General features: G+C 63.1%; 11 protein-coding genes. 2 read left to right on the plus strand and 9 right to left on the minus strand.

The window, feature by feature from the left end; genetic code table 11:
• Positions 1-35: 35 nt before the first annotated feature.
• Together AV929_RS19055 and AV929_RS19060 are read right to left on the minus strand one after the other, a co-directional pair.
• Complete coding sequence (locus tag AV929_RS19055) at positions 36-3,080, minus strand: FAD-binding and (Fe-S)-binding domain-containing protein (RefSeq protein ID WP_064289019.1); 3,045 nt, start codon at positions 3,078-3,080, stop codon at positions 36-38.
• A gap of 42 nt (positions 3,081-3,122) precedes the next feature.
• Positions 3,123-4,901, minus strand: coding sequence for an L-lactate permease (locus AV929_RS19060; protein ID WP_064289020.1), 1,779 nt, complete (start codon positions 4,899-4,901; stop codon positions 3,123-3,125).
• Between the two features lie 677 nt (positions 4,902-5,578).
• On the opposite strand from AV929_RS19060, the gene AV929_RS19065 reads away from it, so the two are divergent.
• Complete coding sequence (locus AV929_RS19065; protein WP_044952836.1) at positions 5,579-6,319, plus strand: ThuA domain-containing protein; 741 nt, start codon at positions 5,579-5,581, stop codon at positions 6,317-6,319.
• A 90-nt stretch (positions 6,320-6,409) separates the two neighbouring features.
• Here the strand turns inward: AV929_RS19065 and AV929_RS19070 are convergent, their stop codons facing one another.
• Positions 6,410-6,979: a hypothetical protein gene (locus AV929_RS19070; protein WP_064289021.1), complete on the minus strand. Its 570-nt coding sequence runs from the start codon at positions 6,977-6,979 to the stop codon at positions 6,410-6,412.
• Between the two features lie 219 nt (positions 6,980-7,198).
• Entirely contained in the window at positions 7,199-7,777 is a 579-nt protein-coding gene (locus tag AV929_RS19075) for an FAD-dependent oxidoreductase (RefSeq protein WP_064289022.1), read from the minus strand.
• 113 nt (positions 7,778-7,890) lie between these two features.
• Between AV929_RS19075 and AV929_RS19080 the strand changes: the two genes are divergently transcribed.
• Complete coding sequence (locus AV929_RS19080; protein WP_008312124.1) at positions 7,891-8,931, plus strand: zinc-dependent alcohol dehydrogenase family protein; 1,041 nt, start codon at positions 7,891-7,893, stop codon at positions 8,929-8,931.
• 478 nt (positions 8,932-9,409) lie between these two features.
• Here AV929_RS19080 and AV929_RS19085 read toward each other — a convergent pair whose 3' ends face one another.
• The 5 genes from AV929_RS19085 to AV929_RS19105 form a co-directional block, all read right to left on the minus strand.
• Entirely contained in the window at positions 9,410-10,621 is a 1,212-nt protein-coding gene (locus tag AV929_RS19085; RefSeq protein ID WP_064289023.1) for an ABC transporter substrate-binding protein, read from the minus strand.
• Positions 10,622-10,783: 162 nt separating this feature from the next.
• Positions 10,784-11,716, minus strand: a complete 933-nt coding sequence (locus tag AV929_RS19090) for an ABC transporter ATP-binding protein (RefSeq protein WP_050038420.1) — start codon at positions 11,714-11,716, stop codon at positions 10,784-10,786.
• Positions 11,716-12,831 (minus strand): iron ABC transporter permease, encoded by a 1,116-nt coding sequence (locus AV929_RS19095; RefSeq protein WP_064289024.1) that lies wholly within the window; start codon positions 12,829-12,831, stop codon positions 11,716-11,718. The genes AV929_RS19090 and AV929_RS19095 overlap by 1 nt, the downstream gene beginning before the upstream one ends.
• On the minus strand, positions 12,831-13,811 hold the full coding sequence (locus AV929_RS19100; RefSeq protein WP_064289025.1) for an NAD(P)/FAD-dependent oxidoreductase: 981 nt from the start codon (positions 13,809-13,811) through the stop codon (positions 12,831-12,833). The genes AV929_RS19095 and AV929_RS19100 overlap by 1 nt, the downstream gene beginning before the upstream one ends.
• 267 nt (positions 13,812-14,078) lie before the next feature.
• Positions 14,079-15,539, minus strand: coding sequence for a carotenoid oxygenase family protein (locus AV929_RS19105; protein ID WP_064289026.1), 1,461 nt, complete (start codon positions 15,537-15,539; stop codon positions 14,079-14,081).
• Between the last annotated feature and the right edge of the window lie 54 nt (positions 15,540-15,593).

Below are 15,593 nucleotides of genomic sequence, written 5' to 3' on the forward strand. Positions count from 1 at the left end.
CCTCGTAGCTCGTGGAGCCAGCGATGCGGGCCGTGCTACTGGAGCGCGGCCGCGACCATCTCGATGGGATGTGGCGGCTCCGCGTCACCGTCGCCGAAGTCGTCGATCTGGGACCGGCAGGACGCGCCGGGCGCGACGACTCGCTCGGCAGGCGAATCGTCAATCTGGCCCAGGAGGAGGTCCGCGATGCCCTCGCTCATCGAGTAGTGTTCGGCCTCGTAGCCGAAGCTCCCTGCCATCCCGCAACAGCCCGAATCAAGCGGGTCGATGGTGTAGCCCGCACGGCGGAGGACGCCGACGGCGTGGTGGTCTTTCTTCGTCGCCTTCTGGTGGCAGTGGCCGTGGTACGCCAGCGAGTCGCCCGACTTGTCGAAGGAGATACCCTCCCCCAGCCGGTACGTGTCGAGATACTCGCAGACGCCGTACGTGTTCGCCGCGACGGTGTCGACGTCGTCGCCCGAGAGGAGGTCCCGGTAGTCGACCTGATACATCACCGCGTCGGACGGTTCGATGGTGACCACGTCCCAGCCGTCGCGGATTCGCGGTGCGAGCACGTCGACGTTCGCTCGTGCCGTCTCGCGAGCGTGGTCCAGCATGCTCTTGGAATACGCCGGACGACCGCTATCGGTCACACCGTCAGGCACAACTACGTGGACGCCCGCCGCCTCCAACACTTCTACGGCCGCTTTCCCGACATCGGGATGGCTGTAGTTCGTGTACGGGTCGGCGATCACGAGCGCCTTCCGATCGGCTTTGTTCGCAGCAATCAGTGCCCCGCCGCGGTCAGCCCACCAGTCCCGGAACGTAGTCCGGTGGAAGGCGGGCAGCGTCCGTTCCTCGGTGATACCGACCGTTTTCTCCATGAGGAGTCCCGAGCCCGGCAAATCCAGCAGCCAGTTCGACATCGGGGCGAACGCGCTCCCAAGCGAGAGCACCGTCTCGACGTTGGCGAACAGCCGGTCCCGCAGCGAGATACCTTCACGCTGGTGGTGTTCGTGGACCACCTCGGCTTTGAGCTTCGCCATGTCGACGCCGCTCGGGCAGTCCTTTTTGCAGCCTTTACAGCCGATACAGAGGTCGAGGACTTCCGTGACGAACTCCTCGTCGGTGGGGTCCTCGGGGAGGTCACCGTCCATCGCCGACCGGAGCATGTTGGCCCGACCACGAGTGCTGGTGATTTCCTCCTCGGCGGCGCGGTAGGTCGGACACATGACGCCGCCGGTGGTTTCCTGATGGCCGGTACAGCCCGCACAGCCGTGACAGAGTTCGACCATCCCCTGAAACCCGTTCTCGTTGTCCCAGTCGAGCGTGGGTTCGAAGCCCGCGTCGAACTCGTAGTCCGGGTCGTACCGGAGGTTCTCGGCCGGGTCGTGGTCGCCGCAGATGTTGCCCGGATTCAGCCGCCAGTCCGGGTCGAAGGCCGTCTTCAGGTCCCGAAACGTCTCCCAGAGGTCGTCGCCGTACAGTTTGCGGTTCCACTGGGTCCGGGCGCGGCCGTCGCCGTGTTCACCCGACACCGACCCGTCGTACTGGACGACGAGGTCCGTGATAGCGTCGGAGATGGCCTCCATCGTCTCGATGCCGTCCCCGGATTTCAGGTTCAACAGCGGCCGGATGTGCAACACGCCGGGGCCGGCGTGGGCGTAGTAGGAGGCGAACGTGTCGTGTTCGTCGAACAGCTCCCGGATATCGGCGACGTACTCCGGGAGGTTCTCGGCCGGGACCGCCGTGTCCTCGACGAACGGCCAGTGTTTGTCGTCGCCCGTCCGCGACAGGAGAATCGGGAGGCCGGCCTTGCGCATCTTCCAGAACTTCGCCTGCCGGTCCGCGTCGTAGGCCTCCAGCGCGTCGACGGCGTTGACGGGGGCGTCGGTGACCGAACCCGCCCCGTCACTCGGCGACTCTCTGGCCTCGTAGTCCGGAAGCCGGTCGGCGAGCAGGTCGGCGACTTTCTGCGCGCCGGCATCCGCGGAGTCGGCGTAGAACTCGACGAGCAGCGTCGAATCCGTCTCCTCGGGGAGCATACCGACAACGTCAGCGAACTCCGGCGTCTCCGCGGCGAGGTCGAGGAGCACGTCGTCCATCACCTCGACGGCCGAGGGGTCGTGATCGAGAATCGGGGCGACGTCCCGCATCGCCGACAGGATATCGTCGTAGGTCAGCATGGCGATGGCCGTAGCGTCGGGAACGGGTTCGAGCGAGACTGTCGCCTCAGTGACAACAGCCAGTGTCCCTTCGCTCCCGGCGAGCAAGCGGGCAAGGTTGACTTCGCCGCGTTCCCTGGCGCTGTCGACCAGTTCATCCAGATTATATCCCGAGACGTTGCGCTTGAGCTCCGGATATCTGGCGTCTATCTCCGCCGCGTCCTTCGAGAGGATCTTCGCGACTTCGGCGTAGATCCGGGTTTCGAGGTCGGCGTTCGGGCCGGCCTCGGCCGCTCGCGATTCGAGGTCGTCGACATCGACCCAGCCAAACGTTGTCTGAGTGCCGTCAGCGAGAACGACCTCGCACTCCTCGATGTAGGCGTCTGTCTTGCCGTATTTCAGCGAGTGTGCACCGGTCGTGTTGTTCCCGATTGCACCGCCGAGGACGCTCTTGTCGCCCCAGGCGGGGTCCGGCGCGAACTTCAGGCCGTGGGGTTCGAGCCGGTCGTTGAGACGGGCGATGGTGATGCCCGTCTGTGCGCGGGCCTGCTTGGCCTCGGGATCGACCGACAGCGTCTCGTCCATGTGCCGCTTGAAATCGAGGACGACGGCCTCGTTGACGGCCTGCCCGGCGAGACTGGTCCCGCCACCCCGTGGGAGCACCGGAATATCCTGCTTGTCGCAGTACTCCATCACCGCGACCACATCGTCGGTCGAAACCGGTGAGACAACGCCGATTGGGCGCTGTTCGTACGCGCTCGCATCAGTCGCAAATAGCTCACGGGTGTACGTATCGAAGCGTACGTCGCCATCCACGCGGCGCTTCAGGGCCGCCACGAGGTCCGGTCGGTGGACGCTGTCGCCTTGGTAATCGTAGTTCGCGCTCGGGTCTGTCGCCGGGTCACGTTGCTCGGGGAGTCGGGAATCGTATGCCATGAGTAGGGAGTAGGTGGAGGGTAGGTGGGTAGGTGAGTCGGGTTAGAACGCGCCCGGAGCCACGACGTAGGCGAGAATGAGCGTCAGTATGCCCGTGAACACGCCGTAGTACAGCACCGGTATCAGTTCGAGACGGATGACGCGTCCCTCCTCACCGATGAGACCGACCACCGTGAGGGCGGCGACCACGTTGTGAATCGCGATGAGGTTGCCGATTGCGCCGCCGACCGCCTGCGCGGCGACCACGATCTGGGTCGGCGCACCGATCTGCTGTGCGGCCTGGAACTGGAACAGCCCGAACAGGATGTCGCTGACAGTGTTCGAACCGGCGATAAACGCGCCGAACGCGCCGATGAAGCCCGAGAAGAACGGGAACATCTGGCCGGTCCCGTTCGCCGTGATTTCCGACAGCAGGCCGAGCATTCCGGAGTTGATCGGCGCGGCCTCCAGCACGACGGCGCTGCCGGTCCGCTGCATGATCATGACCGTGGCGACCGCGAACCACAGTGCGACGACGGCCGGAGCGATGTTCCGAAGCGCCTCGCTCCACGAGGCCTTGATTCCATCAGTGTCCATTCCGTGGAGCGCGTACGTGATCACGGCGACGAGGACGAAGAGGCTCCCGGGGAGGTAGAACAGCTCGACGCCCTCCGAGAACGGCGTACCGAGGATGTTACTCCACAGGAGAACGCCGTTCGTCGACAATAACTCCTGAATCGGACTGACGACGCGGGTCACGACCAGCAGTGCGGCGACGAGGAGGTACGGCAGCCAGGCCATACCCAGCGACATGTCCTGCGAGTGGGATTCTTCAAACGTTGCCGTGCCGCCGTCGGCCGCGACGGTTCCCTCTCGGCTGTCACCCGTCGTGGTGCCGACGCCCTCGCCGGGCTCGATACTGCCGATCCAGTGGTCCGGCCACTGCTCCTGCGGGCCGAAGTCCCATTCGTCGTCTGGGAGGAAGTAGCCGGCCCGTAGCGTGGTCGTGACCACGAGCAGGCCAACCATCGCACCGAGCAGGGCCGGGAACGTCGGACCGAGGAAGTACGCGGTCGCGACGTAGGGTATTGCAAAGGAAGCCCACGCGAAGAGGCACAGCGGCAGGACTTCGAGCGCCGGTTTGATCGACCGCTCTTCTCCGAAGAAACGCGTCATCATCGCTACGCCGATGAACGGGATGGCGATGCCGACGATAGCGTGGATGAGCGCCGCCCACACACCGATCTGAGCGACGTACGCGCCGACGCTCTCGAAGCCGCCCTGCTGGAGCACCTGCTGTGATGCGCCCGTACCCTCTGCGAACACCACGTCACGCAGTCCGATTATCAGCGGCGTTCCGACCGCGCCGAACGTGATTGCGAGGATATTCCCCGTAAGCGCGACGACCACCGCGGCCAGTGGCGGGAAGCCCAGGCCGACCAGCAGCGGGCCGACGATGGCCGCGGGCGTCCCGAAGCCGGCCGCGCCCTCGATGAACGAGCCCATGAGGAAAACGAGCAGGATGACCTGCACGCGCCGGTCGTCGCTGATCGAGGAGAACCCCGCGTTGATGACTTCGAACGCGCCGGACTGTTTCAGCGTGTACAGCAGGAGTATGGCCCCGAAGACAATGACCAAGATTCTGGTCGCTGTCAGCGCGCCGCGTATCGACGCGGCAGCGATCAGCGTGGGCGACATCTGCCAGCCGACAAAGGCAGCGATAGCCGCAACCGCCCATGCGATGGGCATTGTCCGTGTCGCAGGCTGGTACAGCCCGACCATCAACACCGCAATCGTCGCCAGCGGCAGCAGTGCCAGGAGCACCAGCGTGTGCTCAGACATGGGTTCTCACCACCGGAATCCGTTCGTCCGGAGACGTGCCGCCACTGTCACCAGCTACGTGCCCTGGGAAACAGTATCGCGCTCTCATTTCTGAACCACCTCGGTACGGGCCTCTATCGCTCGAAACCTTCCGATACAGCGGTTTCTGGTAGGGTGCATCAGTCACGTCGTCTGGCAGGGAGTATTTATACCTATCTACTGTTTACATTATCGTCTACCCATAATAGCGCCGGAACAGAAGCGAGAAGCGCTGATAGCCGAAAAAACAGGCCGTATTCTGTACGAACGTCCGGAGTGCAGTACAGTCGTGTGTATCCGGTATAACAGTGCTTTACGCCCCGATTTCACTCGACTGTACTCTCACGCGAGCCCCTTACAGTCGTCTGTATCTGGTGGTTTCAGGGCGTTATTCACAGTCCTGTGGACGCAGTTGGAAAACGGGCCGTACCGGGGTTCAAGATCGAGGCTGTCGTCCCCTCGCTGGAACGGCGCTGGCGCGCGATAGAACGTGAACCGGACACTCGGCGCTGAGCGACACAAGACGGTCTCTGAGGCAGATGGATGTGTTGGAGGGTCTCCCGGCGAATACCCAGCGGAGACGAAAACGTATCGCGTCCGCCTGTCGTACGGATTGCCGCTTGGCCAACGCCGTTACGGCGGAGGTGGAAACCACGAGTATGACACGCGTTACAGTCTGGAACGAATACGTCCACGAGCAGGAACACGAAGCGGTCGCGGACCTGTACCCCGACGGGATTCACGGCACTATCGCCTCGGCACTGGAAGAGCGCGGATTCGACACGGAGACCGCGACGCTGCAGGAGCCCGAACACGGGCTTACCGAGGACGTACTGGCAGAAACGGACGTTCTGACCTGGTGGGGCCACGCCGCGCACGACCAGGTCGACGACGAGGTGGTTTCCCGAGTGAAAGAGCGGGTCCTCGACGGCATGGGGCTCATCGTCCTCCACTCGGGCCATTACTCGAAGATCTTCCGCGAACTGATGGGGACGACCTGCAGTCTGAAATGGCGCGAAGCCGCCGAAACCGAGCGATTGTGGGTCGTCGAGCCGGGCCATCCCATCGCCGACGGCGTCGACGAGTACATCGAACTCCCGGAGACTGAGATGTACGGGGAACGGTTCGACATTCCGGCACCGGATACGCTCGTGTTCAACTCCTGGTTCGAGGGCGGTGAGGTGTTCCGGTCAGGGTGTTGCTACCGCCGCGGGGCGGGCCGAATCTTCTATTTCCGGCCGGGCCACGAGACCTATCCGATTTACCACAACGAGGCGATCCAACAAGTCCTCGCCAATGCTTGCGAGTGGGCCGCGGCCGGGGACGGTCCGGAGCCATCGTTTGGCAACGCCGATCCGATTGAAGCCATCGACGAAAGCGACGAGCGGTCGGTCCACTGATTTCGGCGTCAGGTTTAGTGGCGTCGTATTCAATCGAGTCGTGTTTACACACTATTACAACGAATACGCACAGCCGTGGACCTTGTACAGTCACTGTGGGAACACGGGCTGTGTCTTGTCTCGCCATGGTTCAGCGCCTCCTAGGTGGTCGACATCGAGCTGTACCCCAGTTCGGAGTGTTGATTCGAGATGACCAAACAGCGGATCGAGCGACGTCTCGATCGGCGACAGCACCCGCCACCGATACGTACTGCCAGTACGTTCCGATTCGAAGACGACACCATCCCCGATGTGGTCGGTGACGATAGTGGGTACTGCACGACACCGGTCAGTGTCTGCGTGGTACGTATATACCGTTCTGGCAGTCGGTCGGCGGTCGAGAACCTGGTACTCCCGCGTCCCGGAACAGCGGTGCTCATCGAGACACTCGTTACAGCCGTTGTCGTCGAGAAACACCTCATCAAACGCGGAGATGGCGTCAGCGGGACCGTCTACGTGGTCGATACGCCACATGGCGTTTTCGGTCACGGTACATGTGGCGTTCCGGAGTCGTAGCGTCGGGTACTCGTGAAACAGGTCCATTACCGGGTCGGCACCCGCAGTGAACCTGATGTTGAACTCGAACTCCTTCACAGAGAACACATGGCTCTGTGATGCCATAGTGAATCAGTCGATAATGCTGTCGGTCGGTTTCAGAACCCCAAACTGACTGCAGTGACGTAGTAAAGGCGGCAGTGCCACAAATTACGCACTTGCTTAGCCTCATCCGGTCCGAGTTTGCTTACCGCCGAATGCAGTCCGTACTCGCCGGCCAGTGACCAGTAACACGGTATTCAGCGGTTAGCAATGAGATAGACACGTCCGGAGCCGTTTCGGAATCTACTCCTCGGGACCAAACAGCGCGTCCGCGTCGGCGGGCGTATCGAAGTCGTGGAAGTGTTCCCCTTTCTCCTTCGTGAGAATATTCAGGGCCGCCGCCGCGCCGTCGCCGGCGGAGATGACTGCCTGCCACTCCTCGGCTCGGACCATACCACCTGTCGCGTAGGCGTCGTCGACACTCGTCTCCATCGTCACGTCCACGTCGACGACGTCTTCAGCAGTCATGTCACAGCCCAGCGTCTCAGCGAGGTCGCGGTTAGCCCCGGTCGCGAGGATGAGATAGGATGCTTCGTACGTGTCATCCTCGGTTGCGACCTCGAATCCGGCGTCGGTTTGGCCCACATCGGTCACCTCTGTTCCCTGCTTTCGGTCGACGCCGAAGCTGTCGACTTGTGTACGAGCAGTCTCCATGAACGCGGACCCGTCCTGAGAGCCTACTCCGAGATAGTTGAACAGGTGTGCTTTGTGCATCCAGGTCCCGTCAGTGTCGAAGACTGTCGTTTCTAGGCCGTTTTTCTGTGTGAACAGTGCCGCACTCAGGCCGGCGGGGCCGCCGCCGACGACGAGAACGTCCGTCATGCCGCCTAGTTCTGTCTCACCACTGGTAATTGTTGTCATCCAATACGAGCAGCGAAGGTGACGTACCGAAGTGGCATGAGAACGGTTTTCCACAGCCACCCCGAAGCGATCACATGCGCGCAGCCATCTACCGTGGCCCCGGCGAGATCACCGTCGAAGAAGTTCCCCGGCCGGAGATCGAATCGCCAACCGACGCGATTGTCCGCGTGACCCATACCGCCGTCTGTGGCTCCGACCTGTGGTTCTATCGCGGTCAGAGCGACCGAGAGGAAGGGTCCCGCGTCGGCCACGAACCGATGGGTATCGTCGAGGAAGTCGGCGACGACGTGCGCTCAGTCGAGCCCGGCGACCGGGTGTTCGCCCCGTTCGTCATCAGCTGTGGGCGGTGTGAGTTCTGCCGGAAGGGACTGCACACGTCCTGTGTCAACGGCGACTCCTGGGGCGGCGACAACGGCGGCGGCCAGGGCGAGTACGTCAGAGCGACGGAAGCCGACGGGACGCTCGTCCGCGTTCCCGACCGCCACGCCGACGACGAGGACACGCTGGAAGCGATTCTCCCGCTGACGGACGTGATGGGGACCGGGCACCACGCGGCAGTCAGCGCCGGCGTCAGCGAGGGAGACACCTGTATCGTGGTCGGCGACGGCGCTGTCGGACTGTGTGGCGTGCTCGCGGCGCGTCGTCTCGGCGCGGAACGTATCATCGCGATGGGCCACCACGAGGACCGGCTCGAACTCGCGGAGTCGTTCGGCGCGACCGAGACCATCGCCGCCCGTGGTCAGGACGCCGTGGACGCGGCAGACGATCTGACCAACGGCGGTGCGAACCACGTCCTAGAATGTGTCGGTGCGGCCTCGGCGATGGAGACCGCCATCGACGTCTGTCGGCCGGGCGGGACCGTCGGCTACGTCGGTGTCCCGCACGGGGTCGACGACTCCGGACTGGACGTGTTCTCGCTGTTCGGCGACAACATCGCGCTCAACGGCGGCGTGGCACCGGTTCGTGCCTACGCCGACGAACTGCTGGCCGATGTGCTGCAGGGCACACTCGACCCGTCACCGATCTTCACGAAAACCGTCGACCTCGACGGCGTTCCCGAGGGGTATCGGGCGATGGACGAGCGCGAAGCGATCAAAGTTCTCGTCAAGCTGTAGTCGGTCTGCACTGGCAGTCAGCCAGGCAACCCACGAGGTAGCTCGTTACGCGTTCCGCGACTAGTTTCGGAGAATTCCCACGGACCAGGCTTCGGATCGGCCGATACTGGCGGTCAGCGGCGGTTCAGCTAAAGGCTAGAGACGCTGCTACACTAGCTTTCCGCACGACCGACAGCGAGGGCGGTCAGCCGACGGGTCGTAGGCTAACGCAACGTCGTTGCAGTGACGGCAGTATCGGTCGGAGCCGGTGGTGTAAGAGTGCGTGTTTCCTTCGTGAACTAACATATGTGAGATGATGACAGGGAAGTATAAATTCTTTCTGGACAAATAGGCCACTATACCCTTATATTCAATATATACTGCCAATAGTTACTACGATAGTAGACGATTCATCCATATCTGGGGAGTCTCTGTCACAATGCGCCTATTCGATAGTATGCTCCGAGTGTCCGTGCGTCGGCTGCCGTATCGTTGTCGCTCAGGCCTCGAACCCACCGTTGATGATATCCGCGACCCGCTTGCGGTCGAATAACTGTTCCTCGGCCGGGATTTCGGGATACGGCCCCTCAGTGTACGTCGGCCATTCGCCGAACTGCTCGGGATACAGTTGCTTTGCGGTCATCTCCAGTTGGAAGAGATGCAGTATCGGGCCCTGATATCTCGCTCCCTGGGGGTAGATCCGGTCGTTCTGTACGGCCGTGATTTCCGATCCGACCGGGTCGGATTTAAACGCCTCCCGTCGCTCCGGAAGGCTCGTGTTCGGCTCGAACCCGCCGAGGTGCAGGATGACGTCCGGGTCCGCCGCAAGCAGCGTCTCGAAGTCGACCACGGAGTTGGTCTCGACCGAGCCCTCGAAGGCGTCCCGCGCTCCGAACGGGCGGGTGTGTGCGGTCAGGAATCCGGGGTTGTCAAGGGTATAGGCGTAGATCTCGTCGAGATCAGCCGCAGCGAGCAGTACCGCCGACGGGCGCTCCGACTCGGGCGGCAGGTTCGCGTCGATGGTCGAGCGCATCTCGTCGTGAACCGCCGCAAGCGCCTCGTATCGGGCCTGTTCTTGGAACGCCTCAGCCACGAGTTTGAACTGCTCCCAGAGAGTGTAGTACTCGTAGTCCCCCCATCCGGACGGGGGTTCGGCGTGTCGGTCACTCAGCGAGTTGCCGAACCACGGCGAGACGTTGGTGGCGATCTCTTCGAAGTCCTCACGGTCCCAGTTGTCCTGTTTGGCGATCCAGGCCGGGTCTGCCAGGTGGATATCGCTGTCCAGTTCGTACAGTTTCTCCTTGCTCGGTTCCCACGAGGAGTACAGCCCAGTCCAGTCCAGCGACACGCCCGGCAACCGTTCGACGAACTGGTTCCACAGCCCACTGTAATAGTCCGGTGCGTGCATTGCCGTGACAGTGTCCCCGCGACCCAGGGCGAGCGCCATGTCTGCGTGGTGCGTGAGCCGCGTGAAGACGGTCTCCGGTGGCGAGTCGAAGGTCACCTCCCCCATCGGGGACATCGACACGGAGTACGACCCGTCTGCAGTTGTCGTGTCCGTCTCCGTCACGGCCTCCGTCGGCGCGGAGCCGGTTCCCCGCTCGGCATTACCGGTGCATCCCGCAAGCAGCCCGGCACTGAGAACCGTGCCCCCATACTTGACGTACTCTCTTCGCGTCGGTGACTCGATGTCAGTGGTGTCGTCAGCCATTGTTTTAGGCTAGCCTAAAAAATATATAGATGTTCCGGTTCACCAACCCGGAACAATCCAGTATCAAGCGTAGAGCCCGGCGTCCGTGGGAAGAGTCCAGTATCAAGCGCAGAGCCCGGCATCCGTGGGCCAGAGTGCGATTTCGCGGTGGTCTTACTGGCCCTATTCGGCCACGAGCTCCTCGGCGCGGTCCGGTTCGGCACTATCGTCACCAGCAGTGTGTTCGTCGCCGTCGTGGCGGGCACGGATTGGATTCACGCGCGGCCCGTGTGGCGTGGCTGAGACCTCTGCCTCGATTTCGAAAACGTCCGCGAGGAGTTGCTCCGTGACGACAGCTTCGGGTCGTCCCCGGGCCTGTATCTTGCCGTCTTTGAGTGCGACCATCCGGTCGGCGAGACGGGCCGCCTGCTCGATGTCGTGCAGGACGACCACGATGGTAATGTCGCTCTCGTCCCGGAGTGTTTCGATGATCTCCATCACCTCAAGCTGGTGGTGGAGATCGAGGAAGGTCGTCGGTTCATCGAGCAACAGCACGTCGGTGTCCTGTGCGAGGACCATCGCGATCCAGGCGAGCTGTTTCTGGCCACCACTGAGGCTACCGACTTCACGTTCACGGAGATGGCCGCAGCCGGCCAGGTCAATCGCCCGCTCGACGGCGGCCTCGTCTTCCTCGGTGACACTGTCGAAGAACCCCCGGTGTGGGTACCGACCGTGGTACACCAGATCCTCGACCGAGATGCTGTTTGGCGACGTACTCTCCTGAGAGAGCAGGCCGAGCTTCCGAGCGATCGCTTTGGTCTCCAGTGTCTGAATGTCTTGCCCGTCCAGCAGTACCGATCCGGCTTCCGGTTCGAGCTGATTTGCGAGGCCTTTCAGCAGCGTGCTCTTGCCCGACCCGTTCGGACCGACGAGCGCCGTCACGGCCCCTGGTTCGGCGGTGATCGATTCACCGTCGATGACCGGTTCATCCGTCCCGGAGTACGAAAGCACCACATCGTCGCCGACTAGGGGCCGGTCCCGGTGACTGGACTGGGACCCAGCAGCGGTGTCATTGACCGTAGCGATACCGTCCGAGTTGGAGTTGTCCTGTGACATTAGATCTCACCCATCTGTTCCTGTCGCCGCATCAGGTAGAGGAAGTACGGCCCGCCGACGACGCCAGTGACGACGCCGACTGGAACCTGTGCGGGGCTCAGGGCCAGCCGTGCACCGACGTCCGCGACGACCATCAGCGCCGGACCGACGAACACGCAGCCGATGAGGAGCCGGCGGTAGTCGCTCCCGACGATGAGTCTGACGATGTGGGGGACCACGAGGCCGAAGAAACCGATGATGCCCGCGACGGAGATGGCCGTACTGGCCGCCAGAATGGCGACCGCGGACAGCATGAACCGGACCCGCTCGACACTCATCCCGAGCGAACTCGCGGTCTCTTCTCCGAGCAGGAGGAGGTTCAGCTGTCGTGCGCCCGCCAGCGCGAGGAGCGTCGCGGCCAGCGTCGGGATGACAGCGATGCGAAACTCCTCCCAGCCGACGCCCGTTAGCGACCCGGTAATCCAGGCCAGCGCCGACTGGACAACGCCCAGGTCGTCGGCGAAGAAGAACAGCCCCCGCTGGAGGGAGGTAAACACCATGTTGACGATGACACCAGCAAGGACCAGTCTGACCGGGCTCGTTCCGCCCTGCCACGCGATCATGTACACGAGCAGGAACGCGATGGAGCCACCGACCGCGGCAAACAGCGGGAGGAACGGAGCGAGACTGCTGAACAGAACGAGGGTCAGCAGTACGGTGAGCCCCGCCCCGGAACTCACGCCCAGTATGAACGGGCTCGCCAGTTCGTTTCGGGTCACAGCCTGGAATATCGCCCCGGAAACGGCGAGACACATCCCCGCAAGCACGGCGACGATTACCCGCGGCATCCGGATGTTCCAGACGATGAGCGTCCGTTTCGGCAGTTCGGGCAGCTCAGTCCCGAAGAAAAACGACTGCCACGCCTGAACACTGAACCACACCTTCGGGTCGAACACGGCCTGCCACGCCTCGAGGATGGTCATCGAATACGCCCCGAAGCTCACCTGCAGGAGCCCGGCCACAAAGGCGACGGCAACGCTCGCGACACATAGCCCGAACAGGGACCCATCGAGAGTGTCGAGCCAGGTCCTGGCCCGTGACAACACGTCGGTGGCCCCCCGTGTCTCGCTGACCATTACTCGCCCACCTCCGCGAGTCCGTCGCTCGCGCCGAGGTAGTCCCGGATCGTTTCGTCATCTATTGCATCGAGAACGGCGGTCTGGTCGAGCCCCGAAACGACCGCTTCGGGGCTCAAGTAGCCCGCCAGTACTTCCTGACCTGTTTCGGCCCGGTCAGCTATCTCGTCGGACGTGAGATACGACGACCGCCGTTGTTCGATGACCGCCTCGCGAACCCGCTGGAAGCGGTCCGACCCCGGTTCGACGGGGGCGTCCTCGGCGTACCGGTCGTCGAAGTGTTCGACCCAGGTCGATCGTTCGGTCCATTCGTCGTCGAGTTCAGCCCTCCGTCGGATCCAGTCCACCCCATCAGCGACAGACTCCCACCAGCCGTCGTCGATTCTCGTATCCGCGATCACCCGACGTGCGACCCGTGCGCCCCGGCCGGCCGCAATGATCGCCTGCATGTCCGCCGCCTCGGACGGTGAGGCAACGTAGAGACCCGGAACCGGTGTCGTGCCGTCGGCGTCGGCATACGTGTTGTCGAAGGCTTCGTGTTCCTCGCCGTCGTGTTCGTACGTCTCGAACATCGCCGCGTCGTCGTCCAGACCGCGCATATACTCGCCGTCGTAGCGAGTCGCCGCGATGACCCGCTGAGTCGTGGCGGTCTCCCCGTCCTGCGTTTCGACGACGAATCCCTCCCCGGCATCGGTTCTGTCGAGCGATTCGACCAGCTCGGATACGATGGAACAACCGGCAGTTTCGGCGTGGTCCTGAATGCGGTCGTACAGCGTCTCTACGTCGATACCGGCCGGGAAACCGAGGTAGTTTTCGAGGTAGGCACAGCGCTTGAGCGACGACCGGCCGCGGTCGTAGATGACCGTATCGAGGCCCGCTCTGGCCGTGAACACCCCCGCCGAACAACCGGCTGGACCGCCCCCGACGATGATGACATCGTGGTCGAACGTCGTCTCCGTCCGGTTCCCCACTGCCACCATGTTCACGACGCTCCGTCCAGTGTCCGTGACACCGACAGCCGGTGTGACGGTTCGGAGGTGTCAATCGATTCGTTCAACATACTGTTTAGGCCAGCCTAAATGGATAAAGCGTTTTCGGATTTTAGGCAGACCGAACATCATGTCAACAGTTCGTATTCGTTGCCGGGATAAGATGGATGCAGCCTGACACGGATTGGTGGAGCGATGTACCGGTGCGTTCCTACCCAGTGGTCGAAGCTATCCGGACATAATCTCCAACCGTCCGTATCAGTCGTCGGCGGCCACCCTGAGCTCGGGGAAGTATCGGCCGTGGAAATCAAACGGGGCTGCGTGGGGGAGCGTTGCCCGGACGCGCTCCGTAAACGTCTGACCGTCGAGGACGAGTAGCCGGGACCGGTCGGCGTCCCCATCGAGCGCAACGACTACCACCACACCGTCATCCTCGGCGTCGCCGTTCGGTGCAGGGACGAACACCGGCTCACCGAAGTAGTCCCCGCCATCGTCGAACGTCTCGACAGCGCCCGTGTCCGTGTCGAGTTTCAGGACGCGACGGGCCCACTCGGTGACGGGCGTATCCATCCCCATCGCGTACACGTAGCGATGCGGGCGACACCACCGAGCCGGTGAGACGGTCGGCAGCGCGCTGCCGTCGGGGTACACCATCTCGCGCGACACCGTCGCGTCGACGTCGCCGTATCGGGTCACGTCGCTTCCGGTACCGAGGTCCACAGTGAACCGCTCGATGCGGCCGACGATAGCGCCCATCTCGCCCGCACGGAGGGTGTCCAGATACAGCGAGTCGATAGTCGTCGCGTCGGGTACTGTTTCGAGGTCGAACACGAGTTCTCTCCCGCCGGCTCGTTCGAACGCGTTGACGTGGTGGAAGCCGAACACGGCGTCGATGACCGGCTCCGCCACGACCGTCCCGGTAGTCCTGTCCATGACGACGATTCGGGTCCCGCGGTCGGGGTTCCACTCGAACTGCTCGATGAAGGGTGCCTGTCGGCCGGGCTTGAGAAACCGTCGGGGGTCGAGCCGAAGCGGAAATTCCGTCAATACGACGTACCGGGGCGTGAGCGCGAAGCTGTGCATGTACGACGGCTGGTCGGTGTCGACGCTCCCGACGTGTCGCCGGGTCCCGTCCGGCGTCATGGCAGTGACGTGGTACTGGCTGGTCCGTCCGAACGCCGTGTCGACGTTGACGAGGACGCCGCTCGTCGGGTCGCGTTTGACGTGGGCACAGGAGAGCTGGCCGGTCGGGACGCCGTCGTCGTGTTCGATGTGACCCGTCGTTTCGAGCGTGTTCGGGTCGAAACGCACCTTCCGGGGCGATTCAGTCAGTGCGACGTACTCGCGGCCGAACCGCTCAGCGATGATGTTCGTGTTGTCGTAGGGGTCTGTCAGAAACGTCGCCAGCCGCGAGCGAAGCGTCGTCTCGCCGGTCGCGAAGCCGCCCTCGAACTCGCCACTCGTCGCCGCTTCGTACGCATCCGTTCGGAGGAAGCGGTTCCGATAGTGAACGGCGTCACCATCCGGGTCGAAGGTGAACCGGCACAGCATCGCGAACCCGTCGAACCAGTGGTCGACACTGCTTCCATTTGGGAAGGAAAACGCGCCGGGGCCGTTCCGGATGAGACTGCCACGGAGCCAGTCCGGGAGGCCACCGGTCACGGGGATCGATGCCGTTGTTTCGTCGTGTAGCGAGTGGAACCCGGGATGGGGAGCCATACCGTTGCAACGGGTGGCAGCGGCTAAGTCCTGATGCCCCTGACTGGAGTACAT

The organism is Haloarcula sp. K1 (assembly GCF_001647155.1).
In the GTDB taxonomy this organism is placed as follows: domain Archaea; phylum Halobacteriota; class Halobacteria; order Halobacteriales; family Haloarculaceae; genus Haloarcula; species Haloarcula hispanica.

Bases quoted from the DNA above. Each gene is read 5' to 3' on its own strand.
- AV929_RS19100 (WP_064289025.1), bottom strand. From the start codon at position 13,811: ATGGTGGCAGTGGGGAACCGGACGGAGACGACGTTCGACCACGATGTC.
- AV929_RS19070 (WP_064289021.1), bottom strand. From the start codon at position 6,979: ATGGCATCACAGAGCCATGTGTTCTCTGTGAAGGAGTTCGAGTTCAAC.
- AV929_RS19065 (WP_044952836.1), top strand. From the start codon at position 5,579: ATGACACGCGTTACAGTCTGGAACGAATACGTCCACGAGCAGGAACAC.
- AV929_RS19055 (WP_064289019.1), bottom strand. From the start codon at position 3,080: ATGGCATACGATTCCCGACTCCCCGAGCAACGTGACCCGGCGACAGAC.
- AV929_RS19075 (WP_064289022.1), bottom strand. From the start codon at position 7,777: ATGACGGACGTTCTCGTCGTCGGCGGCGGCCCCGCCGGCCTGAGTGCG.
- AV929_RS19060 (WP_064289020.1), bottom strand. From the start codon at position 4,901: ATGTCTGAGCACACGCTGGTGCTCCTGGCACTGCTGCCGCTGGCGACG.
- AV929_RS19085 (WP_064289023.1), bottom strand. From the start codon at position 10,621: ATGGCTGACGACACCACTGACATCGAGTCACCGACGCGAAGAGAGTAC.
- AV929_RS19105 (WP_064289026.1), bottom strand. From the start codon at position 15,539: ATGGCTCCCCATCCCGGGTTCCACTCGCTACACGACGAAACAACGGCA.
- AV929_RS19090 (WP_050038420.1), bottom strand. From the start codon at position 11,716: ATGTCACAGGACAACTCCAACTCGGACGGTATCGCTACGGTCAATGAC.
- AV929_RS19080 (WP_008312124.1), top strand. From the start codon at position 7,891: ATGCGCGCAGCCATCTACCGTGGCCCCGGCGAGATCACCGTCGAAGAA.
- AV929_RS19095 (WP_064289024.1), bottom strand. From the start codon at position 12,831: ATGGTCAGCGAGACACGGGGGGCCACCGACGTGTTGTCACGGGCCAGG.